The sequence below is a fragment of the Kitasatospora sp. NPDC050543 genome, assembly GCF_044457565.1.
Lineage (GTDB): Bacteria > Actinomycetota > Actinomycetes > Streptomycetales > Streptomycetaceae > Kitasatospora.
Map to the genome: position 1 here is coordinate 173,681 of NZ_JBITGZ010000009.1, position 25,359 is coordinate 199,039.

The 25,359-nt window shown below is 73.5% G+C and carries 22 protein-coding genes and 1 pseudogene; 15 read left to right on the forward strand and 8 right to left on the reverse strand.

Going from position 1 to position 25,359, the window contains the following annotated elements; all coding sequences use genetic code 11:
- The first annotated feature begins 3 nt into the window (after window positions 1-3).
- From ACIBH3_RS14355 to ACIBH3_RS14385, 7 genes are read left to right on the forward strand one after another with little or no spacing between them, the layout of a single operon-like run.
- Window positions 4-1,251, forward strand: coding sequence for a glycosyltransferase (locus tag ACIBH3_RS14355; RefSeq protein ID WP_396312245.1), 1,248 nt, complete (start codon window positions 4-6; stop codon window positions 1,249-1,251).
- Window positions 1,248-2,729 carry a lipopolysaccharide biosynthesis protein gene (locus ACIBH3_RS14360; RefSeq protein ID WP_396312246.1) on the forward strand — a complete coding sequence of 494 codons (1,482 nt, stop codon included), beginning with the start codon at window positions 1,248-1,250 and terminating at the stop codon, window positions 2,727-2,729. The genes ACIBH3_RS14355 and ACIBH3_RS14360 overlap by 4 nt, the downstream gene beginning before the upstream one ends.
- Window positions 2,729-3,754 (forward strand): glycosyltransferase family 2 protein, encoded by a 1,026-nt coding sequence (locus ACIBH3_RS14365; RefSeq protein ID WP_396312247.1) that lies wholly within the window; start codon window positions 2,729-2,731, stop codon window positions 3,752-3,754. Before ACIBH3_RS14360 ends, ACIBH3_RS14365 begins: the two co-directional genes overlap by 1 nt.
- On the forward strand, window positions 3,751-4,563 hold the full coding sequence (locus tag ACIBH3_RS14370) for a polysaccharide deacetylase family protein (RefSeq protein ID WP_396312248.1): 813 nt from the start codon (window positions 3,751-3,753) through the stop codon (window positions 4,561-4,563). The genes ACIBH3_RS14365 and ACIBH3_RS14370 overlap by 4 nt, the downstream gene beginning before the upstream one ends.
- Window positions 4,564-4,619: 56 nt before the next feature.
- Window positions 4,620-6,608, forward strand: a complete 1,989-nt coding sequence (locus ACIBH3_RS14375) for a glycosyltransferase (RefSeq protein WP_396312249.1) — start codon at window positions 4,620-4,622, stop codon at window positions 6,606-6,608.
- A complete protein-coding gene (locus tag ACIBH3_RS14380) occupies window positions 6,605-8,071 on the forward strand; it encodes a family 16 glycosylhydrolase (RefSeq protein WP_396312250.1) in 1,467 nt (488 codons plus the stop codon). The genes ACIBH3_RS14375 and ACIBH3_RS14380 overlap by 4 nt, the downstream gene beginning before the upstream one ends.
- A gap of 24 nt (window positions 8,072-8,095) precedes the next feature.
- A complete protein-coding gene (locus ACIBH3_RS14385; protein ID WP_396312251.1) occupies window positions 8,096-9,346 on the forward strand; it encodes an ATP-grasp domain-containing protein in 1,251 nt (416 codons plus the stop codon).
- On the opposite strand, the gene ACIBH3_RS14390 is transcribed toward ACIBH3_RS14385, so the two are convergent.
- From ACIBH3_RS14390 to ACIBH3_RS14410, 5 genes are all read right to left on the reverse strand, one after another.
- Entirely contained in the window at window positions 9,309-9,806 is a 498-nt protein-coding gene (locus ACIBH3_RS14390; protein WP_396312252.1) for a DinB family protein, read from the reverse strand. The genes ACIBH3_RS14385 and ACIBH3_RS14390 overlap by 38 nt on opposite strands.
- A gap of 125 nt (window positions 9,807-9,931) precedes the next feature.
- Window positions 9,932-11,179: an FAD-dependent oxidoreductase gene (locus ACIBH3_RS14395; protein WP_396312253.1), complete on the reverse strand. Its 1,248-nt coding sequence runs from the start codon at window positions 11,177-11,179 to the stop codon at window positions 9,932-9,934.
- Window positions 11,180-11,322: 143 nt separating this feature from the next.
- On the reverse strand, window positions 11,323-11,952 hold the full coding sequence (ribA, locus tag ACIBH3_RS14400; RefSeq protein ID WP_396312254.1) for a GTP cyclohydrolase II: 630 nt from the start codon (window positions 11,950-11,952) through the stop codon (window positions 11,323-11,325).
- Between the two features lie 167 nt (window positions 11,953-12,119).
- A complete protein-coding gene (locus ACIBH3_RS14405; protein ID WP_396312255.1) occupies window positions 12,120-12,719 on the reverse strand; it encodes a maleylpyruvate isomerase N-terminal domain-containing protein in 600 nt (199 codons plus the stop codon).
- Window positions 12,716-13,582 carry an NAD(P)-dependent oxidoreductase gene (locus tag ACIBH3_RS14410; protein WP_396312256.1) on the reverse strand — a complete coding sequence of 289 codons (867 nt, stop codon included), beginning with the start codon at window positions 13,580-13,582 and terminating at the stop codon, window positions 12,716-12,718. Before ACIBH3_RS14410 ends, ACIBH3_RS14405 begins: the two co-directional genes overlap by 4 nt.
- Before the next feature lie 122 nt (window positions 13,583-13,704).
- Here ACIBH3_RS14410 and ACIBH3_RS14415 point away from each other — a divergent pair, with 122 nt between their 5' ends.
- From ACIBH3_RS14415 to ACIBH3_RS14430, 4 genes are all read left to right on the forward strand, one after another.
- Entirely contained in the window at window positions 13,705-14,781 is a 1,077-nt protein-coding gene (locus tag ACIBH3_RS14415) for a GlxA family transcriptional regulator (protein WP_396312257.1), read from the forward strand.
- Between the two features lie 151 nt (window positions 14,782-14,932).
- The gene (locus tag ACIBH3_RS14420) at window positions 14,933-16,015 is read left to right on the forward strand and encodes a MerR family transcriptional regulator (protein WP_396312258.1); all 1,083 of its coding nucleotides are present in this window, start codon (window positions 14,933-14,935) and stop codon (window positions 16,013-16,015) included.
- A 262-nt stretch (window positions 16,016-16,277) separates the two neighbouring features.
- A complete protein-coding gene (gene rox, locus ACIBH3_RS14425; protein WP_396312259.1) occupies window positions 16,278-17,744 on the forward strand; it encodes a rifampin monooxygenase in 1,467 nt (488 codons plus the stop codon).
- Window positions 17,745-17,949: 205 nt separating this feature from the next.
- Window positions 17,950-19,152 (forward strand): hypothetical protein, encoded by a 1,203-nt coding sequence (locus ACIBH3_RS14430; protein WP_396312260.1) that lies wholly within the window; start codon window positions 17,950-17,952, stop codon window positions 19,150-19,152.
- Window positions 19,153-19,215: 63 nt separating this feature from the next.
- On the opposite strand, the pseudogene ACIBH3_RS14435 reads toward ACIBH3_RS14430, so the two are convergent.
- A pseudogene (locus ACIBH3_RS14435) lies at window positions 19,216-19,735 on the reverse strand (DUF6879 family protein).
- 137 nt (window positions 19,736-19,872) lie between these two features.
- Complete coding sequence (locus ACIBH3_RS14440) at window positions 19,873-20,952, reverse strand: Scr1 family TA system antitoxin-like transcriptional regulator (protein WP_396312261.1); 1,080 nt, start codon at window positions 20,950-20,952, stop codon at window positions 19,873-19,875.
- Between the two features lie 246 nt (window positions 20,953-21,198).
- Between ACIBH3_RS14440 and ACIBH3_RS14445 the strand changes: the two genes are divergently transcribed.
- From ACIBH3_RS14445 to ACIBH3_RS14460, 4 genes are all read left to right on the forward strand, one after another.
- Window positions 21,199-21,348, forward strand: coding sequence for a hypothetical protein (locus ACIBH3_RS14445; RefSeq protein ID WP_396312262.1), 150 nt, complete (start codon window positions 21,199-21,201; stop codon window positions 21,346-21,348).
- Window positions 21,345-21,527, forward strand: coding sequence for a hypothetical protein (locus tag ACIBH3_RS14450; RefSeq protein ID WP_396312263.1), 183 nt, complete (start codon window positions 21,345-21,347; stop codon window positions 21,525-21,527). The genes ACIBH3_RS14445 and ACIBH3_RS14450 overlap by 4 nt, the downstream gene beginning before the upstream one ends.
- A gap of 241 nt (window positions 21,528-21,768) precedes the next feature.
- Window positions 21,769-22,677, forward strand: coding sequence for an NADP-dependent oxidoreductase (locus tag ACIBH3_RS14455; RefSeq protein WP_396312264.1), 909 nt, complete (start codon window positions 21,769-21,771; stop codon window positions 22,675-22,677).
- A gap of 37 nt (window positions 22,678-22,714) precedes the next feature.
- Window positions 22,715-23,479, forward strand: a complete 765-nt coding sequence (locus ACIBH3_RS14460) for a VOC family protein (protein WP_396312265.1) — start codon at window positions 22,715-22,717, stop codon at window positions 23,477-23,479.
- A gap of 53 nt (window positions 23,480-23,532) precedes the next feature.
- On the opposite strand, the gene lnt is transcribed toward ACIBH3_RS14460, so the two are convergent.
- Window positions 23,533-25,101, reverse strand: a complete 1,569-nt coding sequence (lnt, locus tag ACIBH3_RS14465; RefSeq protein ID WP_396312266.1) for an apolipoprotein N-acyltransferase — start codon at window positions 25,099-25,101, stop codon at window positions 23,533-23,535.
- Window positions 25,102-25,359: the final 258 nt, after the last annotated feature.

Genomic DNA, 25,359 nt, shown 5'->3' on the forward strand with positions numbered 1-25,359 from the left:
GCCATGTCCGCTCCAGCCATCTGCCCGCAGGCACCCGCCCAGGTCCTCGAACTGGACCTGGACCGGCCGAACGGCCTGCGCCGGCCCGGCGCGGCCGACGGCAGCGTCGACCCCGACGGGCCGGTGCTGGCCCTGGTCCGCCGGCACGGCCACCCGCTCGGGCTGGTCACCGCCACCGTCACGGCGGGGGACCTCGCCGGGCTGCGCCGGGCCCTCACCGACGCCGCCCTCGGCCGGCTCGACCTGACCGCCGTACCCGCGCCGCCGCCCGCCCCCGGCCCCGATCCGCCCTTCGTCAGCGTCATCGTCTGCACCCGCGACCGCGCCGACATGCTCGGCCCGTGCCTGGACGCCCTGCTGCGCACCGGCTACCCCAACACCGAGATCATCGTGGTCGACAACGCGCCCTCCACCGACGCCACCGCCACCCTGATCCGCTCCCACTACCGCGGCCGGGTCCGCTACCTGCGCGAGCCGGTGGCGGGCCTGGCCCGGGCCCGCAACAGCGGGCTGACCGCCGCCCACGGCGAGATCTGCGCCTTCACCGACGACGACGCCGTCGTCGACGAGGACTGGGTCGCCGCCCTGGTCGAGGCCTTCCGGGCGGATCAGCGGATCGGCTGCGTCACCGGCCTGGTGCTGCCCGCCGAACTCGACACCGAGGCCCAGGCGATGTTCGAACGCTACGGCGGCTTCTCCCGCGGCTTCACCGCCCGCCGCTGGACCCTCGGCGAGCGCTCCAAGGACCCGCTGTTCCCCTTCGCGGTCAGCCGCTTCGGCACCGGTGCCAGCATGGCCTTCCGTACCCACGTGCTGCGCACGATCGGCGGCTTCGACCCCGCCACCGGCACCGGCACCCCAAGCCGGGGCGGCGAGGACCTGCTGGCCTTCCTGAGCGTCCTGACCGGCGGCCACAGCGTCGCCTACCAGCCGGACGCGATCATCTGGCACCGTCACCGGCGCACCATGGAGGCCCTGACCGCCCAGGTGTACGGCTTCGGCGTCGGCTTCGGTGCCTACCTCACCGCCGCCGTCACCCACCGGCCGGCGCTGCTGGCCGCCCTGCTGCGCCGGGTGCCCCGGGGCGTCTGGCAGATCGTGCGCCGGGGCCGCAGCGGCCCCGCCGAGGAGCGCGACAGCACGCTGGCGCGCCTGGGCCGGCAGGAGTTCCTGGGCCTGCTGCACGGCCCGTTCAGCTACCTGGTGAGCGTGCGCCGCCAGCACGTGGTCCGGGCGGGAGTGCGACCGTGATCCCCGGCCTCGCCCCCCGCACGGACGCGTCCGCCCGGACGTGCGCCTGCCCCGAGCCGCTGCCCTGCGAGTGCTCCTACCTCAGCCTGCTCCGGGCCCGGGTCAGGTCCGTCAGGCTGCGGCACGGCAGCGAACCGCTGCTGCGCAACGGCCACCTGCTGGCCGCCAGCGCCGTACTGGCCGCGGCACTCGGCTCGGTCTTCTGGATCTTCGCCACCCGCTGGTACAGCGCCGAGACCGTCGGCCTCAGCTACGCGGCGATCTCCGCCGCCACCCTGCTCTCCGCCCTCGGCAGGTTCAACCTCGGCGACGTCCTGGTGCGCTTCCTCCCCGCCGCCGGGCGGCACACCCGAGCGCTGCTGTTGCGCTGCTACCTCGTCAGCGCCGTCTTCAGCACGCTGGCCGCCGGGGTCTTCCTGCTGCTCGTCCCCTGGATCGCCCCCGGTCTGGGCTTCCTGCGCACCCCGCTGGTGGCCTGCGCCTTCATCGGCATGACGTTCGGCTACTCGCTCTTCGTCCTCCAGGACGGAGCGCTCACCGGCCTGCGCCGCCCCGGCTGGGTGCTCGGCGAGAACGCCCTGTTCGCCGCCGCCAAGACCGTCATGCTGATGCTCTGCGCGGTGCTGGCGATCGGCAGCGGCATCCTGGTCTCCTGGTCCGCGGCGCTCGTCGTCTCGATCGTGGTGACCAACGCGGTGCTGTTCCGCCACGCGGTGCCCGCCCACCAGCGGGCCGACCGGACCGGCGCGCCCGCCCCCGAGCGCGTGATGCGCTACGCCATGGCGGACTACCTGGGCAACCTCTCCGGCATCGCCGCCTACAGCGTGGTGCCGCTGCTGGTGCTCAACCAGCTCGGTGCCGCCCAGAACGCCTACTACTCGCTGGCCTGGGTGATCGCCGACACCCTGTACGTGGCCGCCTTCAGCATGGGCAGCTCGCTGGTCGTCGAGGCCGCCAGGGCGCCCGAGCGCCTCGGCGAGCACGCCCGCCGGATGCTGCGCCACACCGTACTGCTGCTGGTCTGCGCCGTCGCGGTGGTGGTGGTCGCCGCCCCCTGGATCCTGAGCCTGTTCGGCGCCGCGTACGCGGCGAACGGCACCACCGTGCTGCGGCTGATGGCGTTGTCGGCGCTGCCGAACGTCCTGCTGAGCGTGGCCATCGACGTGTCCCGGGTACGCCGGGCGCTGCGCTGGCTGATCTCGCTGCAGTTCGCCTTCGCCATCCTGGTGGTCGTCCTGGTCGCCGTGCTGCTGCCGCTGCTCGGCCTGCCCGGGGTGGGCCTGGCCTGGCTGCTGGCGAGCAGCGCGCTGGGCGTGCCCCTGCTGCTCACCCTGCCGCGCTGGCTGCCCGCACCCAAGCGGGCCCCGGCGGCGGACGGGACGGCGCCGGACGGGACCGTGCTGGACGGGACGGCGCCGGACCCGGCCCCGGCGGACCCGGCCGCGGTAGAGGGCATCCCACCGGAGCGGAGAGCGTGATGACCACCCGACAGCACCCCGAGCACACCGACCGCACCGACCCCACCCTCACCGTCGTCATCTGCGCCTACACCCTGGACCGCTGGGACGACCTGTGCGCCGCCGTCGAATCGGTGCGCACCCAGCAGCGGCAGCCCGCCGAAATCCTGCTGGTGATCGACCACTGCCCCGAGCTGGCCCGCCTCGCGGCGCGGCTGCTGCCCGCCGCGCGGGTCATGGAGAACTGCCTGCGCCAGGGCCTGTCCGGCGCCCGCAACACCGGCGTGGCCGCCGCGAGCGGCGAGGTGGTCGCCTTCCTCGACGACGACGCGGCCGCCGCCCCCGACTGGACCGCCCACCTGCTGGCCGGCTACCGCGACCCCGCCGTGCTCGGCGTCGGCGGCCTGGTCCGCGCCCGCTGGGAGAGCGGCCGGCCCCGGTGGTTCCCGCCCGAGTTCGACTGGGTGGTCGGCTGCACCTACCGGGGCGCCCCCGCGAGCGCCTGCGCCGTCCGCAACTTCATCGGTGCCAACATGTCCTTCCGCCGCGCGGCGATCCTCGACGCCGGAGGCTTCAGCACCCGCCTCGGCCGGATCGGCAGCAAGCCGCTCGGCTGCGAGGAGACCGAACTCTGCCTGCGGATCGCCCAGCGCAACCCCGACGCCGTGCTGTACTACGAGCCCGCCGCCGCCGTCCGCCACCACGTCCCCGCCTCCCGCACCACCTGGGCCTACTTCCGCGCCCGCTGCTACGCCGAGGGCCGCTCCAAGGCGGTCGTCGCCCAGCTCGCCGGCCCCGGCGCCGCACTCGCCACCGAACGCGGCTACCTGCGCCGCGCCGTACCCGCCGCGCTCGCACAGAGTCTGCGCGAGGCCCGGCCGCGTACCGCCGGCGCCCTGGTCTCGGGTGTGGGCATCACCACCCTCGGCTACCTGACGGGCCGGCTCGCCCTCGTCCGCCCGGCCGCCCGGCGTGCCGCCCCCGCCCCCGAATTCCCGGTCCGATCCACCCGCACCAGCAGGCGATTGACGAGGAACCGATCATGACGGCCGTCCCGGTCTTCCTCTACCACTCGGTCTCGGACGACCCGCCGTCGTGGATCGCCCCGCACACCGTCTCCCCCCGCGTCTTCCGCGAACAGCTCGCCCGGATCGTGGACAGCGGCCTGAGCGTCGTCCCGCTGCGCCGCCTGGTCGCCGCCATCCACGGCGGCCCGCCGCTGCCCGCCGGAGCCGCCGTCCTGACCTTCGACGACGGGTTCGCCGACTTCTACTGGACAGTCGCCCCGCTGCTCGCCGACCGCGGGATGCCGGCCACCCTGTACGTCACCGTCGGCGCCGTCCACCCGCCCGGGGGAGAGCCCACCGGCAGCCTGCTGCCACCCGCCGAGATGCTGAACTGGCGCCAGATCACCACCCTCGACGCCACCGGTGTCGAGATCGGCGGCCACTCCCAGACCCACGCCCAGCTCGACACCCTGCGCGGCGCCGACCTGGCCGAGGAACTCGCCGGCAGCAAGACGCGGCTGGAGGAGGCGCTCGGCCACGAGGCCACCGCCTTCGCCTACCCGCACGGGTACTCCAGCCCCGCCGTGCGCCGCCGGGTGGCCGGGGCCGGCTGGACCTCCGCCACCGCCGTCGAGAACAAGTTCAGCTCCGCCGGGGACGATCCGCTGCGGATCTGCCGGCTGATGGTCCGCAGCGACACACCGGCGGACGTGTTCGAGGACTGGACCAGGGGACGCGGCGCAAGGGTCGCACCGATTCCGGAGAGCCTCTACACCCGGGGCTGGCGCACCTACCGCCGGCTGCGGGCCGCCATCGGCAGCCCCGTCGGCGGACCGCCGGCCGACTGATGTTCACCGATCATGACTGGTTCACCGTGCGGTACAGCCCCCGAGGAGGGCGTCCGATGATTGAGCAGCAGGTGACGGCAAACCCGAGGCCGGCCACGCGCCGGTCCGCCCGGGTGGCCGCCGGGCAGCCGCTGCCCGCCACCGGCCGGCCGCGCCGCCGGATCCCCGGCAGCGCCGGGTGGAGCGGCTGGGCGGTGCGCGCCCCGCTGCCCGTCGCCCTCGCCCTCTGGCTGGTCGCCCTGCCCCGGGTCCGGCTCGACCGGATGGGCGATCTCGGCCTGCTCCAGGCCCTGCCCGTGCCGTACTGGCTGGCGCTGATCGTCCTGACCATCGGCTTCTCGGCGGCCCTGCGAGACAAGCGGCTCCCGCAGCGCTGGCTCGCCTGCTACGTGCTGGGCCTGATCGCGATGATCCACGCGACGCCCAGCCTGCTCTACCCCACCCTGCGCTACTCCTGGGCGTGGAAGCACATCGCGATCGTCGACGCCGTCCTGCGGCACAACGGCACCGTCCCGAACGCCCACGACCTGGACATCTACAACCAGTGGCCCGGCTTCTTCCAGCTCAACGCGCTGTTCCTGCGGGCGACCGGCCTGCACTCGGCCGTCGGGTACGCGTCCTGGTACCCGGTGCTGGCCAACGTGCTGCTGATGGGCCCGCTGCTGCTGATCTACCGGACGTTCACCAGGGACCGCAGGCTGATCTGGGGCGGGGTCTGGCTGTACTTCTCGACCTCGTGGATCGGCCAGGACTACTTCTCGCCGCAGGCCTTCGCCTACCTGCTGTTCCTCACCGTGCTCGCGCTGGTGCTGCGCCGGGTGGCGGCCGTCCGCCGGGCCGGAGCCGGCCCGAGGGCGAAGGAGAAGCCCGGAGCCCCCGACGACAAGCCCGCAGCCGCTGATGACAAGCCCCCTGACGGACACCCCGCTGCCCCACCGCAGAAGCCCGGCGCCCGCGCGCTGTCCAGCTTCAGTGACAGCTCACCGCGCGGCGGCTGGCGCCCCGCCTCCCTCGCCCTGGTGCTGATCCTCACCGCCGCCATCGTCACCTCGCACCCGCTGACCCCGCTGATGCTGATCAGCGCCCTGGCGCTGCTCTCGCTGCCGCGCGGCAACCGCCGGGTGGTACTGCCCGCGCTGGCCGCCGCGGTCGGGATGACCCTGCTGTGGAACTCCACCGTCGCCCGCCCGTACGTCTCCCAGCACATCGGCGACCTGGTCGCCGCGCTGGGTGCGCCCGACCGCAACGCCGTCTCCGGCTTCGCCGCGCTCGGGCAGGCCGCCCCGTACCAGGTGCTGGCCTCCTGGGTCGACCGCGGCCTGACCGCGACGGTGCTGCTGCTGGCCGCCGTCGCCGTCGTCCGCCACCGCTGGGTGCGGCGCACCGCCCTGCCGCTGCTGATGCTCGCCCCGATGCCGCTGCTGCTCGGCAACCCCTACGGCGGCGAGATGATCTTCCGGGCGTACCTGTTCGCCCTCCCCGCCGCCGCCTTCCTGGTCGCCACGCTGATCGTGCCGACCCGCGCCCTGCCCCGCACCGGGATGTGGATCCCGCTGCCGATCATGCTCGCCCTGCTCGCCGGCCTGCTCTGTGGCTACTACAGCAAGGACGACATGTACCACTTCACCCCGCAGGAGGTCGCCGCCGCCGCGTACATCGCCCGCACGGCGCCGCCCGGCGCGCAGGTCGTCTCCGTCACCGCGGACGTCCCCGGCGCGGACCAGCGCTACGACGAACACGTCCGTACGGTCCTCGCGCAGCGGACCGTCCCCGACCGCCGGGCCCTGCTGAACGACCCGGACGCGGTGCTGGAGGCGACCATGTCCGACCCGAGGGTGACCGGGCCGTCCTACCTCATCCTGACCAGGGCGCAGGTCGCCGAGTGCCGGATGACCGGCGTGCTGCCCACCGACACGGTCGAGCGGCTGCGCGACGCGGCCGCCATCTCGCCTAACCTGCGGCCGGTGTTCATCGACGGGGACTCGATCGTCTACCGGCACGTCACCACGGTGGCCGGCCAGGGCCCCTTCAGGAGCACATCGTGACCAGAGCCATGACCAGCGCGTGGAGGAGCGCGTTCAGGGGCGCGTCGCCGCGGGCGACGAGGAGCGCGCCGGACGGCGGGCCGGGCAGGAGGCTGCGGCCCACACCGCGCGAAGCCCTCGCGCTCTCCGGCTGGCTCGCCCTGGCAGCCACCGCGCTGCCCGCCGGGCTGCCCGCCGGGCCGCTGCGGGCCGTCGTGACCGGTGTCTTCCTGCTCACCTGCCCGGGGATCGCCGTCCTGCTGCGGGCCAGGCCCACCCCGGCACCGTTCACCGTCTGGCCGGGCCGGCTGGCGACGGCCGTCCTGGTGGTGACGCTGAGCGTCGCGCTCTCGGCGCTGGTCGCCGAGGCGCTGTTCCTGCCCGGCCTGTTCACCGTCCGCCGGGCGGTGGCCGCCCTCGCGCTGCTGACCACCGTGCTGACGCTGCTCCCCTCCCGCCGCCCGCCCGCGCCGGACCGCAGCACTCCGGCCGTACCGGCGCCGCAGGACCGGCCCGAGGGCCCGGAGCAGCCCGACGGCCCGGGGGAGGACGCACCCGAGCCCGCCGCCCGGCAGCCGGGCCATCGCCCGGGTGGCCCGCCGGCTCGCCACGGCCGCCTGCGCACCGGCTACCTCGCGGGCGTCCTCCTGCTGCTGCTCACCGTCTCCTGCGCCCCCGCCATCGGTACCACCGGCGGCACCGCATCGCCGCCGTCGGCCGCGCCGAACGCCGGCGCGCCCGCGGCCGGCCAGCCCGCCGCCGCCGGCCCCTGGCACCCGGTCCTGCGGGACGACTTCAACGGCACCGCCCTGAACCCGCTCAACTGGACGACCTGCTACGACTGGGCACTCGGCGGCTGCACCAACGCCGGCAACGGCGAGGACCAGTGGTACCTCTCCAGCCAGGTCGCCGTCTCCGGCGGCGCGCTCACCCTGACCGCCGACCGCCGCACCACCTACGGCAGCGACGGCAAGGTCTACCCCTGGACCTCCGGCATGGTCAGCACCGGCCGCGACTCCTGGACGAGCGAACCCCGCAGGACCTTCACCTACGGCTACTTCGCCGCGGCCATCCAACTCCCGCAGGACGCCGCCGGGTTCTTCCCCGCCTTCTGGCTCATCCCGGCCGAGACCAGGGGCACCCCGCCCGAGCTGGACGTGGCCGAGTTCGCCAACTCCGACCAGCGCGTCGACATGAACCTGCACTGGCGCACCGCCGACGGCAACGACGCACACGTCGGCCGCCGCTACGGCCCGGTGGACCTCTCCTCGGGCTACCACGTCTTCGCGATGGACTGGGAGCCGACCTCCGTCACCTGGTACGTCGACGGCGTGCAGCGGTTCAGCGTCACCGACCCCGCGCAGCTCCCGCACGTCCCGATGGAGGTCGTGCTCAACCTTGCCGTGGGCTACCTGCAATCGCCACCCTCCACCGTCTCCTCGGCCCAGCTGCGGGTCGACTGGGTCGGGGTCTGGCAGCATTGAGGAACGCGAGGAGGCGAAGCCGTCATGGAGCGCAACCGGCCCGAACTGGACCGCGAGGTCCCCGTGCTGCTGGTGAAGGTGGGTCACTACCCGCAGTCGCACAGTGCCGTGGGTGCGGTCCGCACCTTCGGCCGTGTCGGCGTGCCGGTCTACGCGATGGTCGAGGACCGGCTGACCCCGACCGCCGTCTCCCGCTACCTGACCGGTGCCTTCATCCGGCCCAGCACCGGCCGGGAGTCGCCCGAGCAGCTGGTCGCCGGGATGATGGCCCTGGGCCGCGAGATCGGCCGCCCCACCGTGGCGGTGTCCACCGACGACGAGTCCGCCGTCCTGCTCGCCGAGCACGCCGGGGAACTGTCCAAGCACTTCCTGCTGCCCCCGGTGCCCGCAGGCCTGCCCCGGCGGCTGGCCAACAAGGGCGAGCTGCACTCGATCTGCCGGTCCGCCGGCACCCCCACACCGCGCTCCTGCGCCCCGGCGGACCGCGCCGCCCTGATCGCGGCCGCGCGGCGCTGGGGCTACCCGGTGGTGCTGAAGAACCTGGAGCCGTTCACCCGGCTGAGCCGCCCGGTGGTGGGCCACACCACCGTCGTTCAGGACGAGGCGGAGCTCCTCGCGGCCTGCGCCCTGGCGGACTGCGACGGCGAGGCCGGCCCGTCCGTCCTGGCTCAGGAGTACCTGCCGGGCGAACAGGCCGAGGACTGGTTCACCCATCTCTGCTGCGGCCCCGGCGGCGAGCCGCGGACCCTCTTCACCGGCCTCAAACTGCGCTCCTGGCCGCCTGAGCAGGGCGTGACCACCCGGGCCCGCGCCCTGCCCAACCCCGAACTCGCCGCCCTCACCGCCGACCTGTGCCGCAGCATCGGCTACAGCGGCGTCGCCGACCTGGACTGGCGGCTCGACCTTCGCGACGGCCGGTACAAGCTGGTCGACTTCAACCCCAGGACGGGCGCGCAGTTCCGGCTGTTCGAGACCGAGGACGGCGTGGACGTGCTGCGCGCCCTGCACCTGTCGCTCACCGGCCGCCCGGTGCCGCAGGGCGCCCAGCTGTCCCGCAGCTTCGCCGTCGGCCAGCTCGACCTGATGTCGACGGCGGTCACCGCCTGGCGCGAACGGCGCCCGCCGCGCGACCTCCGCCCCCGCCGGGGCACCGAGCGCGCCTGGCTCTGCCGCGACGACCTCGGGCCCGCCGTCGCCGAGGCGGCCCGGTTCGGCGGCCGGGTGCTGCTGCACGCGGTCAGCTCTGTGGCCGGTCGCCGGTCCGACCGTCGATGAACTCGCGCAGGATGTCCATGTGACCCGCGTGCCGGGCGGTCTCCTCCAGCATGTGGACGAGCACCCACCGCAGCGACACCGTGGTGCCGTTCCAGGACGTGCCGAGGGCGTCGAGCGGCAGTTCGTCGACGGACCGGTCCGCGGCGGCACGGGCCCGGCCGTAGAACTCCACGATGGAGGCGGTGCTCTCGTCGGGCGCCGCCCTCATGTCCTCGTCGGTGAAGGGATCGAACCAGAGCGGCTCGACCGGCCGCCCGAAGGTCTCGCAGAACCAGCCGTACTCGACGGAGGCGAGGTGCTTCACCAGGCCCAGCAGGTTCGTCCCGGAGGGGGTCATCGGACGGCGCAGCGCCTCGTCGTCGAGGCCGTCGAGCTTCCAGAGCACGGCGTCGCGGTGCCGGTCCAGACCGTCCAGCAGGGTTTCCTTCTCACCGCCGGTGCGTGATGCCTTGGTTGTCATGGCCGGACGGTAGCAGGCCCTCGCCCGATCCGCCGCCTCACGCCCGTCGGTGCCGCTTCGTCAGGGGTCTTTGTGCCGATGCCGGTTGGCTAGCCGCCCAGGACCTCTTGCCTGCTCCCGCCCGCTCAGCGGCCGTTCGCGGCGGCGATCGCGCGGCTGGTGCGGCGGGCGGCGAAGTCCGTACCGCAGACGAAGCGCAGCACCGGACCGAAGGTGTCCGCCGCAGACAGGCCGGTGAAGTACAGGCCCGGCACGGAGGACTCGAAGCCGGGGGAGAGCCGGGGCGCCCCCTGGTCGGTGCGCCGGATCGCCCGGCGCAGGCTCTCGTCGAGCACCGTCAGCCGCTCGACGTCCACGCCGTACCCGGTGGCGGCCAGCACGTGGTCCACCTCCAGCTCGTCGGTGCGGCCGTTGAGGCGCAGCCGGGCGCGCCCTGCGCTCGCCTCGGCCGTGCGCACGGTGTGGGCGGTCAGGGTGGGGATCCGGCCCTCCACCCGTTCCTTCAGCCACCAGGCGCCGGCCGGGCCCAGCACCGTCCTGACCAGGTGCGCCCTGGTGCCGTCCGGCAGCAGGCGGAAGGCGGCCGGGCCGCGGGCGTACGCGACCAGGGTCCAGCCGGGCCCCAGGTTCGAGCCGGGCTCGCGCAGCCGGGTGGCCAGCGGCCGGTCCTGGCTGTGGTCCGTCTCGGGCGGGACGCCGAAGACCAGGTGGTTGGTCCTGGCCACCAGGGTGGGGAAGGCACCGGCCTCGTGCAGCAGCGCCGCTCCTTCGAGCGCGGACTGCCCGGCGCCGATCACGGCGATCCGCCGGCCGGCGAACGGTGTCAGGTCGGCGTGCTCGGAGGTGTGCGAGAGCAGGCCGTCCGCCGACAGCTTGGCCAGCACCTGCGGCACTCGGGCGTACGGGGGCAGGCCGGTGGCCAGCACGACGGCGCGGCTGGTGTACTCCTCGCCAGTGTCCAGGGCGAGGACGAAGCCGCCGGGCCGGTAGCTGATCCGGACCACCGAGGAGCGCTCCACCTCGGGTACGCAGCGCTGCTGGAACCACTCGCCGTAGCGGATGAACTCCTCGATGGGCACCGGGTACTGATCGCCGACCGGTGCCAGCCCCTGCTCGGCGCGGTAGTCGCCGAGCCGGTGCCGGCCGTCCGGGTCGGAGATGTTGGACGCCCGGGGCGTGGACTTGAGGTACATCCCGACCGGCATCCGTGAACGCCAGCTGTCCATCGGCTCACCCAGCACCCGGACCGGCACCCGCCGGGCCTTGAGGTGTGCGGCGGTGGCGAGCCCGTACGGTCCGGCGCCGATGACGGTGACGGGCACGGTGGCGGGGGCGGTCATCGCGGCCGCCGGTGCTGGATCGGCATCGGGCATCCTCCCTCGACGAAGCGCACCCCTTCCAGTCCAGGGTGCACTCCTCGCCGGGCCCCGGCACCTTCAGGAGCCCCGCGTCCGCCCCTGGCCCCGCCCGCGGCCCCGCTCCCGTGCGCGCCTCCCGGGGTCGGCGGGGCAGCGGGTCAGTGGGCCGGGCCCGCCAGGGCGATGGAGTGGCCGGTGTGTTCGACCTTGGCCCGCAGGTAGTGGAGGTTGCTGTCGGACAGGTGCACGCCGGTCGGCACCCGCCGCTCGATCCGGATCCCGAGCTCCGTCAGCTGCGCGGCCTTGTCGGGGTTGTTGCTGAGCAGGTCGATACCGCTGACACCGAGCGTGGTGAGCATCTGGGCGGCGGCGGTGTAGTCGCGGCCGTCCTCGGGCAGGCCGAGCGCGGTGTTGGCCTCGTAGGTGTCCAGACCGGAGTCCTGGAGCGCGTAGGCGTCGAGCTTGTTGTAGAGCCCGATGCCGCGGCCCTCCTGGCGCAGGTAGAGCAGGTAGCCGCCGGTCTGCGCTATCCGCTCCACCGACTCGCGCAGCTGCGGCCCGCAGTCGCAGCGGTCGGAGCCGAAGACGTCCCCGGTGAGGCACTCGGAGTGCAGCCGTACCAGCGGGGTGCCGGTCTCCGGGACCTCGCCGAACGCGAGGGCGAGGTGCTCGGCGCCGTCCGCCAGGCCGTGGAAGGTGAACACCTCGGCCTCGGCCCGGTAGCCGTCCGGGAAGGTCAGCGGGATGCGCACGCGCGAGCGCACAGTGGCGTTGCCGGGGTTCGGCATGCCGGGCCTCCGATGCTCCAGGAATTGGTTCAGCTTCGAACCGGTTGACCTGCCTGACCGTACCTTGTAGTTCCAATTTGAACAACAGCTGGCCGGAGGCACCCCGTCGGTGTGACGGCGGGAGCGGTCGCGCGCGGTGCAGGGCCGGAGTGAGCCCGTCCTTCGCCCTAGGGTCGGGGGAGCTCGCCGTGCCAGCGCCACCGCCCGGCCGGTTTGCGGGGGTGATCGGGCAGGACCGTGCGGCCGGTGGACCAGAGAAGGGTCTCGCCCGGGCCGTGTCCCGGAGGTGCGTCCGGGAAGAGACGGGCGAGAGCGGGCCCGGCGAGGCCGTCGGGGAGTGTGCCGTCGAGGCCGAGGGCACGGGCGATGTCGTGGGTGTGGACGAGCAGTTCGACCATGCCCATGGCGGCGAAGCCGGTCCGGTCGGAGTGCCCCCAGGGGTGCCAGGCGCGGGCGTCGGGCGTGGCCTCGCGGACGGCGGAGGCCAGCATGGTGGTGGCGATCCTCAGGCCCTCCAGGCAGTCGGGGACGGGGGCGGCCGGGTCGAGGGAACCGAACAGGGTGATGTAGCGGTCGGTGGGGCGGGCGATGAGCAGACCGGCGTAGCCGAGGATGCCGAGGGCCAGGTGGTCGAGGGTCGCGCGGCAGGTCCAGTCGCTGTCGGCCGCGCCCAGGGACCAGTCCTGGTCGGCGGCCTGCTCCAGCAGCGTGGTGGAGAAGTCGGCTGTCCCGGCGAGCAGCCGGCTCCAGGGTGTCGTCGTGCTCATCGGGTGAGCTCCTCGATCAGCCGGGCGTAGCTGTCCGCGCCGTGGCCGGCGGCGATCGCCTGCTCGGCGTGCCGCTGGAAGAGTTCGGGCAGCGCGGTGTCGATGCCGCGGGCGCGGCTGGCGTGCAGCAGGTGTTCCATCGCGGCGAGGTGGACGTTCAGGCTGGCGTCGTCGCCGGGGTAGTCGCCGGCGTCGGCCTGCGGGGCGTAGCGGGTGAGGAAGCCGGTGACGGCCCCGGAGAGCCAGCGGTTCGCGACGGGCGTGAAGGTGCTCGCGGGTACGCCGTCCGCGCCGACCAGCGCGGTGCCGTGCAGCCAGCCGCTGAGGGAGGACCACATCAGGCCGAGCAGGGCGGTGTCGTAGAGGCAGGCCAGCCCCGCGTCGGGGCCGAGGTCGAGCGGGTCGCCGAGAGCGGCCAGTGTGCCGCGATGCCGCTCGAAGGCCTCGGGTGAGCCGCTGTAGAGCAGCATGGACTCGGGCTTCCCGATTCCCGGCGGAGTGATCATGATGGCGCCGTCCAGGTACTCGAACCCGCACCCGGCGGCCCACCCGGCCGTCTCCCTGGCCTGCTCGGGCGAGCCGGAGGCGAGGTTCACCAGCACCTTCCCCGCCAGTGCCTCCTCGTTGCCGGCGAGCAGCTCGCGCAGTGCCGCGTAGTCCAGCACGCAGGCGACGACCAACCGGCCGGCCGCCAGTGCGTGGGCGACGGTGTCCGCGCGGAGGGCGCCCCGCGAGGCGAGGGCCTCCGTCCGGGCGGGGGAGCGGTTCCACACGGTAGTGGGGTGGCCTGCGGCCAGGAACGCGTCGGCCAGAGCGGTTCCCATCGCCCCGAGGCCGAGGACGGTGACTGCTTCGCGGGTCATACGGTGTCTCCTCGTACGTGCTGCTTGATCGTCAACACGCCCCAGACTCGCAGCGCTTGGCAGACCCGGACAGTGGCGGGAATGCCTTCTGCCGCACGATTCCTGCCATAGGCTGTCGAGCCATGAGCCCTGGATCCGTCGCAGTCGCAGTGATCGACCACGCCGACATCCCGTTCTGGGACCTGTACGAACTCGGCATCACCTGCGCCGTGTTCGGCACCCCGCAGCCGGAACTCGCCGACTCCTGGTACGACCTGCGCCTGTGCGCGGCGGACGGCGGGCCGGGCACGGGCGGTTCCGCTGCCGGCTTCGGCTTCGGCCTGCGCGCCACGCACGGCTGGGACGGCCTGGCCGGTGCGGACACCGTCATCGTGCCGTCCGTACCGGAGGCGGTCGTCGAGCAGGGCGGTGAACTGCCGGGGGAGCTGATCACGGCCCTGCGCGCCGCCGCCGACGCCGGAGCGCGCATGGTGTCGCTCTGCACCGGCGCCTTCGCCCTCGCCGAGGCGGGAATCCTCGACGGGCGCCGGGCCACCGCGCACTGGACCCACACCGCCGACCTGGCCCGCCGCTACCCGCGCGTCACCGTCGATGACAGCGTGCTCTACGTCGATGACGGGGACGTGCTCACCAGCGCCGGCGTGACCGCCGGGCTCGACCTCTGCCTGCACATCGTCCGCCGCGACCTCGGCGCGCACGTCGCCAACCAGCTCGCGCGCCGGATGGTGGTGCCCGCCCATCGGCCGGGCGGCCAGGCGCAGTTCGTCGATCTGTCGGTGCCCGTCACGGAGGACGACGGCCTGGCGCCGGTCCTGCACTGGGCCACGGCCAACCTCGACCGCCCGCTCACCGTGGACGACCTCGCCCGGCGCGCCCGGATGAGCCCGCGTACCTTCTTCCGGCGCGTCCAGGCGGTCACCGGTACCACCCCGCTGCAATGGCTGCTCAACCAGCGCCTGGCCCGCGCACAGTCACTGCTGGAGGCGACCGACCTGCCTGTCGAGCAGATCGGCGAGCGCAGCGGCCTGGGCAGTGCCGCCAACCTTCGCCGCCACTTCACCGCCCGCGTCGGCGTACCGCCCACGGACTACCGGCGCGCATTCACAAGGACCCGGCCGGGCCATCGGCCGGCCGGGCCCCCGTGGGTCGATCGGAGCGGCCCGCACACCGGAGCGGGCCCCGGCATGGTCCAGCTCTGACCAGCGCGCATGTCGGCACGGCCCGTTCGTCCTGCCCGAGCTCCGTCGGCCGGCCTCGCCTCTGCGCCCGCATGGTGTTCAGTGGTCGAGTCGGCCGGCTGTTGACCCTCGACCTGGTGGAGGGCTCAGAGTTCTGGGTGTGGAGAGCGAGATGCGCAGTATCGGTGAGATGGCCCGGGACAGTGGACTGAGCGTGAGCGCCCTGCGGTTCTACGACGGTGCCGGCGTGCTGGTCCCGGCCTGGGTGGATCCGGTGAGCGGCTACCGCTGGTACGGCCCCGAGCAGCTGGAGGAGTCCCGGTTGCTCGCCAGGCTGCGCCGGGCGGGTATGCCGTTGGCGGACATTCGGCTGGTACTGGCCGGCTGGTCCAGCGCGGACACGCACCTGGTGCGGAAGCTGCTTCAGGCACACCTGCGCCGCCTTGAACTCGGGCTGTCCGATGCGCGCAGCGAGTTCTCCACGCTCCGAGCGCTACTCGAATGCAGGGAGAATCCCATGACCATGGTCCGCACCGCCACCGTCCGGCTGGCTGTCTCCGCGCCTGAGCTGGCCGCCGCGTTGGACGCGGTCCGCTTCGCCGCCGGTACCGACCCGGAGTTGCCGATGCTCGGCGGTGTCCTGTTCGACATCGAGGGTGAGGCGCTCCATGTCGTGGCCACCGACCGGTACCGGATGGCTGTCGCACAAGCCGGGACCACCGGGCACGGCGGGCCCCGTGTTCAGGTCATCGTGCCGTCCCCGCTCGCCGACGCCATGCGGGCGCTGCTGAGCGACGACGGATCCGTCCGGCTCACCGTGGACGGTGGCCGCGTGGCCCTGGAGACGGGGGGCGGTCAGGCGGCCGGCCAGTGCCTCGATCACGACTTCCCCGACTACCGCCGCCTCGTCCGCCTGCCGGCAGGGCGCCGTGCCCTCGTCGATGTCCCGGCCTTCCGGGAAGCGGTGGAAGCCGGCCCCGTCCGTGCGAGCGAGGTACGCGAGCAGGACGGCGTGTCCTGCGACCTCAGCCTGCTCAAGGTGGCGGCCGACGGCGTGGTGACCGTCTGCGAGGACGGAGACGACGACCAGGGCCGCATCGCCGTCAACCGCGAGTTCCTGCTGCACGCCCTCGCCGCCGGAGCGCGGGACCAACTGATCCTGGAGTTCGGCACCCCTACGGCGCCCCTGGCGATCCGCCGGACCGACACCGAGGACACCTTCTCGCTACTGATGCCGGTCCGCCTGGAGAACTGACCACCGGGGCAGGCGCTCCGCCGGCTCGTCCAGGTCCGAGTGGGACACCGCATGGTGGCGCCCTCGCCACCATCGGAGGGCGCCACGATGCGGGGCAGGTCAGGCGCGGAGGACAGCGGAGGACAAAGGCAAAGGCAAGGAGGTCACCCACTCCTTGCCACTCTCAAGGTATAGCGCACCGGGGGGCTTGCGGCAAGACCCGGGTGGTGCCGCAGAATCGCCAGTCGAAGCCGGAAGCTGCGGAAGTACATGGGGGTTTGTGATGATCGACGTGATCGTTGTCGGCGGTGGACCGACCGGGTTGATGCTGGCCGGCGAGCTGCGGCTGCACGGCGTGCAGGTGGTCGTACTGGAGAGGCTGACCGAGCCGACCAAGGAGTCCCGCGGACGCGGCCTGCACACCCGCAGCGTCGAGCTGATGGACCAGCGCGGCCTGCTGGACCGGTTCCTCGCGGTCAGTGAGAAGTTCCAGGTCGGGGGCCTCTTCGGCGGCATCCTCAAGCCGTGGCCGGATCGACTGGACACCGCTCACCCGTTCGGCCTCTCCACCCTGCAGCCGGTTACCGAACGGCTGCTCAACGAGCGTGCGCTCGAACTCGGCGCCGAGATCCGGCGCGGCTGCGAGGTGGTCGGGCTGAGCCAGGACGAGGACGGGGTGAGTGTCGAGCTGGCGAGTGGGGGCACCCCCGCCAATGAGGGCGTAGCCGGCGGGGGAGGCACGCGGCTGCGGTCGCGCTACCTCGTCGGGTGCGACGGGGGCCGCAGCGCGGTGCGCAAGCTGCTCGGCGTCGGCTTCCCCGGCGAGCCCGCCAAGGTGGAGACGCTGCTGGGCGACATGGAGATGACCGAGGATCCGGCGACGGTGGCCGCCGTCGTCGAGGAGGTCCGCAAGACCCAACAGCGGTTCGGCACCATCCCCAACGGGGACGGGACGTACCGAGTCGTCGTGCCCGCCGAGGGCGTGGCCGAGGGCGGGGCGACCGCGCCGACCCTCGATGAGTTCAGGAAGCAGCTGCGGGCGGTCGCGGGAACCGACTTCGGCGTGCACTCGCCGCGCTGGCTGTCCCGGTTCGGCGACGCCACCCGGCAGGCCGAGCGGTACCGGGTCGGCCGGGTGCTGCTGGCCGGCGACGCGGCGCACATCCACCCGCCGACCGGCGGGCAGGGGCTCAACCTGGGTGTGCAGGACGCGTTCAACCTCGGCTGGAAGCTGGCCGCCGCGGTCAACGGCTGGGCACCGGAGGGACTGCTGGACAGCTACCACGCCGAACGGCACCCGGTGGGCGCCCGCGTACTGGAGAACACCCGGGCGCAGATGGTGCTGCTGGGGGAAGATCCGGGTGCGACGGCGTTGCGGGAGCTGTTCTCGACGCTGATGGACTTCGAGGAGGTGAACCGGTACGTCACCGGGATCATCACCGCGGTCGGGGTCCGCTACGACTTCGGTGAGGGCCATGAACTGCTCGGCCGGCGGATGCGGGACGTGAAGCTGAAGCAGGGGCGCCTCTACGAGCTGATGCACGGCGGCCGCGGCCTTCTGCTCGACCAGACCGGCCGGCTCTCGGTGGAGGGCTGGGCGGACCGGGTCGACCACGTCGTCGACGTCAGCGAGGAACTGGACGTGCCCGCGGTGCTGCTGCGCCCGGACGGCCACGTGGCGTGGGTCGGTGAGGACCAGCAGGACCTGCTCGGCCAACTGCCCAAGTGGTTCGGCCCTCCCGTCAGCTGAGCGCCCGGTCGTCAGCGGAAGGCGCGGGGCGTACCACCGCCCGAGCCGTCAGGCCGCACCTCGGCCTTGAAGATCACGATTCTGGGCTGGAGTGGCCCTTCGTGCATCCCTCGTGCGAGCTACGCGGATGGTCCGCGCGGCGGATGTGAGCCGTACGGCGGCCCGGGAGCCTTTGAGTGTCAGCAGTGCGGCACGGGAGGTAACGGTGACTGTTCCCACACAATCGCAGGCGACTGCGGGCTCCGGCCCGCCGATGGAGGCCGCGGGGTGGCGGGTGTGGTTGCGGCGCTGGCCCGGGTGGGCACCGCACGCCGCCGCCGGGTGGGGCGTGTTGTTCGCCGGGATCGAGGTCAGCTGGTCCGCCTCGGGTGCCACCGTGCCCTGGTCGCCGGACGCCGCGTACGCGCCGGCGGTCCAGGTGTTCCTGGCAGCCGTCGCCGTGCTGGCCGCAGCAGCCTGTCTCGCCACCACCCGGACGCTCGCCAGGCGCGGCCGAGTGATGGTGGCGGCGGCGCTGATCCTGGCAGTCCCGGTCTTCACGATGGGTATGGCCAGCCTGCCGGCGTACTTCGTGTCGCTGATGGCGCTCTCCGGGGTGGAGAGCGCCACCGGCCTGGCACATGACCTGTTGAGCGCGGTGGGGGCTGCTCTGCTGATCCTCGTCGCACTCTCGTACCGTCGGCGGCGCCGCGGCAGGTGCCCGCGATGCGGGCAGGACCACGCGGGTGGCTTCGACGGTCCTCTCGCCCACCCCGTCCCGTCCGTCGCCTCGAAGCGGACCCGGGTCACGGTCTACCTGCTGATGTGCGGGCTCCTGCCGTGGGCGGGGGTCAAGACCGTCTGGACGCTGGGCGGTGATGCGCTCGGCGTGACGGCGCAGGGGTGGCGGGACGTGAACGCGGGCTCGTCGGGGTTCGCGAAGGCACTCGCATCGGTGGGCATCGACGTCACCGTGCTGGCCGCGATGGCCGGGGGCTTCCTGCTGCTGGGTCTGCTGTACCGGTGGGGGCAGGTGTTCCCACGCTGGACACTGGTCCTCGCGGGGCGGCGAGTCCCGCGCCTGTTGCCCTTGCTGCCGGCCTGGTTGAGTGCCGCAGGCCTGTCGGTGTACGGGGTCTTCCCGGTGGTCTACGCCCCGCTCACGGCCACCGGAGTGCTGCCGAGGATGGAACCGTCGGGCGCGTTCACCACCGGCTCCGGGGTTACCTGGATGGTCCTGTTCGGCGGCGTGGGCTTCGGCGGTCTGGGCTTCGGCCTCATCGCGGCCGCCCGTTCCTACTCCGCCCGGACCCGCCCCGTCTGCGCCGGTGCCGCCGCCCGGGTGCCGGGCACGCCCGGTGAGGCCCGCGTCCTTCCGAAGATCGCGGAGGCGTACGGCCAGGGCCTTACGGGCGGCGACGACGCTTGATGACGGCGTGTAGGCCATGGCTGATGAGGATGGGTCCGGTGCTCGATGCCTTGTCGCCGTGGTTCAGATGCTGTAGCTCTCGTGTGGGATCGCCCTGGCCCACACCGTCTCGAAGGCTTCGTCGCAGAGCCTGGCCGCCGCCGGGTCCTGGGTGAGCTCACCGCCGAGGGAGTCGCCGTCGCCGGAGAAGTGTCCCCACCGGACGAGCTTGCCATCGAACAGCCAGAAGTCGTTGCCCGGAAGTGCGATGTCCGAGGCATTACGCCTCGGCAGCCCACCGGACCTGTTCGGCGGCCGCGATGTTGGGGAAGGTCACGTCATACTCGTACCTGATGTACTCGCTCACCGGCTCGGAGACGATCCTGGCCCGCCGGATCTCGACGCCTCGGCTTGTCGCTTCGGTGATCACGTCCAGCCATGGCCGCCACCAGGATGCGCGGTCTTGCGGGTCCAGTCGAAGCCCGGCCCGCCATGCGTGGAGGGCCGGGTCATCCTGCATGTAGCCGTCCCGCATCTCCAGGTGGACGGCGGACTGCTGGGTGCTCCTGAGCAGTTCGTCAATCCGTGTTCCGCTCTGCGACATCGCATGCCTCCCTGATGGCTTGCGCCGGCCGCGCAGGCACTCGGAACGCGTCCTCGCGGTCCGGGATGTTGCCGACCGCGAGACACCGCTTCGTGGCGCCCTCCCCGGCCCGGGAGGGCGCCACGAAGTGAGGCGGGTCAGGGGGTGACGTACTGCTCGCCGTCGGTGAATTCGCCGGCGGCGACGGCGCGGCGGAAGTCGGCGAAGGCTTCGGTGGGGAAGAGGAGGTTGGGGCCGTCGGGGTCCTTGCTGTCTCGGATGGGGACCTGGCCGAGAGGGAGCAGGTCGGTGGAGATCTCGATGCAACCGCCATTGCCCCCACCGGAGTAGCTGGCCTTGAACCAGGAGACGGAGTTGGGGGCAGTGGGCTGCGGCTTCATGTTGATCAGTTCTTCCATGATGCGGCGAATCAGCGTGCGGGACTGCTGCGCTGACAGAGCGTTGGACCGGATCCGATCGTACTGATGAGACTGCTGCATGACCTCGGTCTGGTCGTCGGTGCAGAAGCCGCGCTCAAGGCTCTCGGTGTAGAACCAGCGGGATCGGTTGGGGAGATCGAGGAACGTCATCAGACTGCCGGGGCCAGGGGTTCCAGCCCCGAACGGCACCACGTGCAGGGCGATGTTCGACCGCCGCGAGAGGTCGAGTAGATGGCGGAGTTGACCTGCCGTGGTGGTGATGTCTCCGGCTACGCGGCGCAGCACGCCTTCGTCCATGACAACTGTGAGATCAAGAGCATCCGGCCCGTACAGCCGCTCCTGGCGGCTCAGTCGGGCCTCTGTCAACTCGTCCACGCGGATGGGCGGCTCGCCATGGAGCGTGAAGACCGCCCGGGCGTACTCCTCGGTCTGGAGCAGTCCGGACATGAAGTACGGGTGCCACTCCCGCATCGCCACCGCCTTGCCCTCCAGCTCGACGTACTGCCGGAACCAGTTCGGGTGGTAGTCCGAGATTCCCTGGCGCAGGTACGCGAGTTGGCGCGTCAGTGCCCCGCCCGTGTCCAGTGCGGCGTCCAGCTGCTCGGCGAACCTCTCCTTCACCGACCGCTTGCCGTTCTCCAACTGGCTCAGGTACGAGGGGTCGCAGTGCATCTTCTCGGCCAGCGCGGTCTGGTACATGCCCCGGACCGTCCACCGCCAGTGGTACAGCTCGGCGCCCCAGACCTCCGCCGGGGTCGTTCCGCCGTCCGGTGTCCTCCGCTGCCTGCGCACCGCCATGTGCCCTCCCCGAGACGATTGACACTCCGGGTCTGTCCTGTGGCAACCCTTGGTCACCGGTGTTGCACAGCGTGACACTTGGTGGACGGACGGAACAAGCCGTTCCCCGTTCCCGTCACGCGATCGCTCGCCCGGAGGTACCCTGTGCTGCCCGCCCTCGGCCCGCTCCCCGATCCGCCACCCCGGCCCATGCTGCCGACCGGTCACCAGCGGTCGGCGCGGTGGCTTCCGCGCGTCGGTGACGTCGTGCGCGACCTGCGCGAGGACGGCTACCTGAGCCCGCTGGTCGTCACCCAGGTCGGCGTCTGCGTGGCGACGCTGCAACTGCGCGGGAGCGAGGGGATCCGGGGCCGCGCAGCGCGCTTCTTCGACGAGCTGGAGCCGTGGGCCCGGTGAGCGAGTGCCGATGGCGGCCCGTGAAGGGCGAGCGGGTGGAGTACCGGGGCAGGCCGATGGTGGTCATGGACGACCTGTGCGCGGGCCGGGTTCCCGTCCGGCCGGTCAACGGCGGCGTGGAGACCTTCGTCCGGCCGCAGGATCTGACCCGGGCCGAGGATGAGGTGGACGGTTCGTGACGGCGGAACCGCTCACCCCGGCCGGCCCGCGCGCGGACTGCCCGTACGCCGGGCCCCCGCGCCCCGCCCTGCGCAGCGAGCCCCAGCCACTGGTGCTGCCCGCCGACCCCGCCGCGCGGCCCGCCCCTCCGGCCCGCCCCCGCCCGTTCGGTCCACCGCCGCCGTGCCCCCGCGCCCGTCCCGCCGCAAGCTGGACGGGAGGTACGCCACCAGGCCAGACCGCCCGACGTGAGGGAGCACGATGTCCAAGGCGTTCGGATTCCGCGACTACGGCGGGCCGGAGCACCAGGGGTTCCTGGACCGGCCCGCCCCCGTGCCGGGGCCCGGCAGGCTGGGGATCGCCGTCCGGGCCGCCGGGGTCAATCCCGTGGACTGGAAGATCCGCCGGGGCCTGCTGGGCAGGAACCGCGAGCTGCCCGCCGTACTGGGCCAGGAGGCGGCCGGCGTGGTGGAGCAGCTCGGTGAGGGCGTGGAGGGCTTCGCCGTCGGCGACGAGGTCTTCGGGATCGCGCTCGCCGGCGCCTACGCCGAGCACACCCTGCTCGCCGCCGACACCGCCGCGCACAAGCCGCCCGGCGTCCCGTTCACCCGGGTGGCGGCGCTGCCGGTGGCCGCCGCCACCGCGGACGACGCGCTGCGCCAGCTCGCCCTCGCCCCCGGGCAGACCCTGCTGGTGCTCGGCATCGCCGGTGGGGTGGGCAGCGCGGCCGCGCAGATCGCCCGCAGCCGGGGCCTGCGGGTGGTCGGCACGGCGAGCGATGCCAACCGGGCCTTCGTGGAGTCGCTCGGCGCCCTCCAGGTGCGGTACGGGGAGGGGGTGGCCGAGCGGATCCGCAGCGCCGTACCGGAGGGGGTGGCCGGACTGCTGGACCTGATCGGCGGGCCGGACCTCCGCGCCGCCGCCGAGGTGCTCGCCGACCGCGGCAAGCTGGTGAGCACGGTGGACCCGGACGGCGCCGCCGGGCTCGGCGGGGCGTTCGTGCGGCGTTCCACCACCGGGAGCACGCTCACCGCGCTGGCCGGCCTCGTCGAGTCCGGCGCGCTCGACCCGCAGGTCACCGCGGTCTACCCGCTGGAGCACACGGCCGAGGCGCTGGCCCTGGTCGAGGCGGGGCATGCGCGGGGCAAGTTGGTCATCGAGGTCGGCTGAGCCCGAGGGTGGCCGAGCCGGAAGGGAATCCAGAGCCATGAAGATCACCAGCGTCACCACAGGTGGGCCCTGCTGGGCCGAGATCGGTACCGCCGACCCGCCCGCCGCCAAGAGGTTCTACGCCGAGCTGTTCGGCTGGCGGCCGGAGACCGACCCCCGTGAGGAGGCCGGCGGCTACACCGTCATGATGCTCGACGCCCGGCCGGCCGCCGGCCTCACCCAGCTGTTCGCGCCGGACCAGCCGACGGCCTGGACGGTCTCCTTCGCGACCGACGACGCGGACGCCGCCGCGGGCCGGGTCACCTCCGCCGGCGGCCGGGTCATGCTGGAGCCGATGGAGGTGCTCGACCTCGGCCGCTTCTCGGTGGTCGCCGACACCTCCGGCGCGGTCTTCGCGCTCTGGCAGGCCCGCGCCTTCGCGGGCGCCGGGGTGCTCAACGAGCCGGGCTCGCTCGGCTGGGTGGAACTGCTGACCCGGAACACCGAGACGGCCAAGGCCTTCTACATGCGGGTCTTCGGCTGGTCGGTGACCCCGGGCGAGACGTACACCCAGTGGGGTCTGGCCGGCGCCGACTTCGGCGGCATGCTCGCGATGGACGACCGGTTCCCGCCCGAGCTGCCGCCGCACTGGGTGCCGTACTTCGCGGTCGCGGACGTGGACCTGACGGCCGAGCGGGCCGCCGGGCTCGGCGGGGAGGTGCTGATGGCGCCCACCTCGGTGCCGGAGGGCCCGCGGATCGCCGTGCTGCGCGACCCGCAGGGGGCGGCGTTCGGCGTCTACCTGGCCGGCACCGAGGGCTGATCGGCGACCTGGCCGGTACCGGGGCCGCCCGGTCGGCACCGAGCGCTGATCCGCTACCTCGCCGGCACCGAGGGCTGATCCGAGTCCGCACTGTCCTGGGCGGGCAGGCCGGGCCGGCGCCGGGCGCGGAGCGCGGCGGCCGCGGCGACGGCCGTGACGGCGACGGCGGCCAGCGGCACCACGTCACCGATCCGGTCGTACAGGGTGAGCGTCTGCGGGGAGACCAGCGGCATCCGTACGGTCAGCGCGCCCGTCCGGTCGGTGCCGAGCCGCGCCAGCTCGCGGCCCTGCGCGTCGAAGGCGGCCGAGACCCCGGTCAGCGCGGCCTGGACGACCGGGCGGCCGGTTTCGGCGGCCCGTAGCGCACCCAGCGAGACGTGCTGGTCGGGTGCCCAGGTGTGCTGGAAGGTCGAGGTCGCGGACTGGTAGACGAGCAGCCGGGCGCCGTCGTCGGCGGCGGCCCTGGCCATGTCGGGGAACGCCGACTCGAAGCAGATCAGCGCCCCGACGGGCAGCGGCCGACCGTGCCGGTCGATGCTCGGCAGCAGGTGGAACCCGCTGCCGGGGGCGCGGTTCTCGCCCGCCGCCTTGCTGACGCCCGCGATCCAGCCCAGCAGCGGCCGCAGCGGGATGTACTCGCCGAACGGCACCAGGCGGATCTTGCGGTAGCGGTCCACGACGCCGCCCGGGTCGATCAGGACGGCGTCCTTGGAGATCCGCCTGTCGGCCTTGCGGGCGTCCTCGCCGGCCAGCAGCTGGGCGCCGGTGACGGCGGAGAGGTCCCGCAGCCGGGCCAGGGTGGCGCGGTCGCGCTCCAGGTCGGCGGTGGTGCTGCTCTCACCCCAGACCACCAGGTCCACCGGCTGTCCGGCGAGCGCCTCGGTGGCCCGGGCCCCGGCGTCGAAGCGCTGCCCGGCGTCCTCGACCACGCCGGGCTGGACGAGGGCGATGGTCGCGGTCCCGTCCGGGTCGGGCGCGGCGCGCAGGGCGAACAGCAGCGGCCCGGCCAGCAGCACGGTGGCGGTGGCGCCGGCGGCCAGCGCCTGAAGCTGCGGGCGCCGGGTGCTCAGCAGGATCACCACGCCGGTGTTGGCGGCCACCACGGCGGCGCTGACCAGCCAGACCCCGCCGAGCGAGGCGAGCGCCAGGACGGCGGGGTGCTGCCACTGGGTGGCGCCCAGCAGTGCCCAGGGCCCGCCCAGCGCGTGCCAGGAGCGGGCGAACTCGGTGCTCAGCCAGACGGACGGGACGACCAGCAGCGCGGCCAGCGCCCGCCGGGCGGTGAGCGGCGGATGCAGCAGCCGGTGGACGGCGAGCCCGACGGCGCACTGGAGGGCACCGAACAGGACGGCGAGCGGCAGCAGCCCGGGGCCGATCGAGGGGATCAGCCAGTACATCGCGACCAGGATGAAGCCCGCGCCGAAGCACCAGCCCCGGATCGCGGCCTCCCGGCCGGTCGGGGCGTGCTGCATCAGCAGCAGGCCGGGGACCAGCGCGATCCAGGCCAGGGCCCCGAGGCCGGCGTCGGGGAAGCAGAGCACCGGCAGCGCGCCGGAGGCCAGCGCGGCCGACCTGAGCGTGCGGGGCCGGGCGGGCTGGGCGAGGGCGGCGCGGAGCGACATCCTCCGATTGTCCGCTCCGGGAGGGATTGCCACCAGGCTGCCGGGCCGCCGGCGGGTGTGAATCCGGTGGCCGCGTGATGACGCCGCCCGAAGTCCGGCACCGACCGTCCGACGTCCGGTACCGAGCGTCCGAAGTCCGGTGCCGACCGCCGGCCCCGGGACCCGTCGGGCGGCATGACGATGCCTGCCGCCGGATCGCTCCGGCGGCAGGCATCTCACGCGTCACATGCGGCACACAGTCACACGCGTGCCCGCACC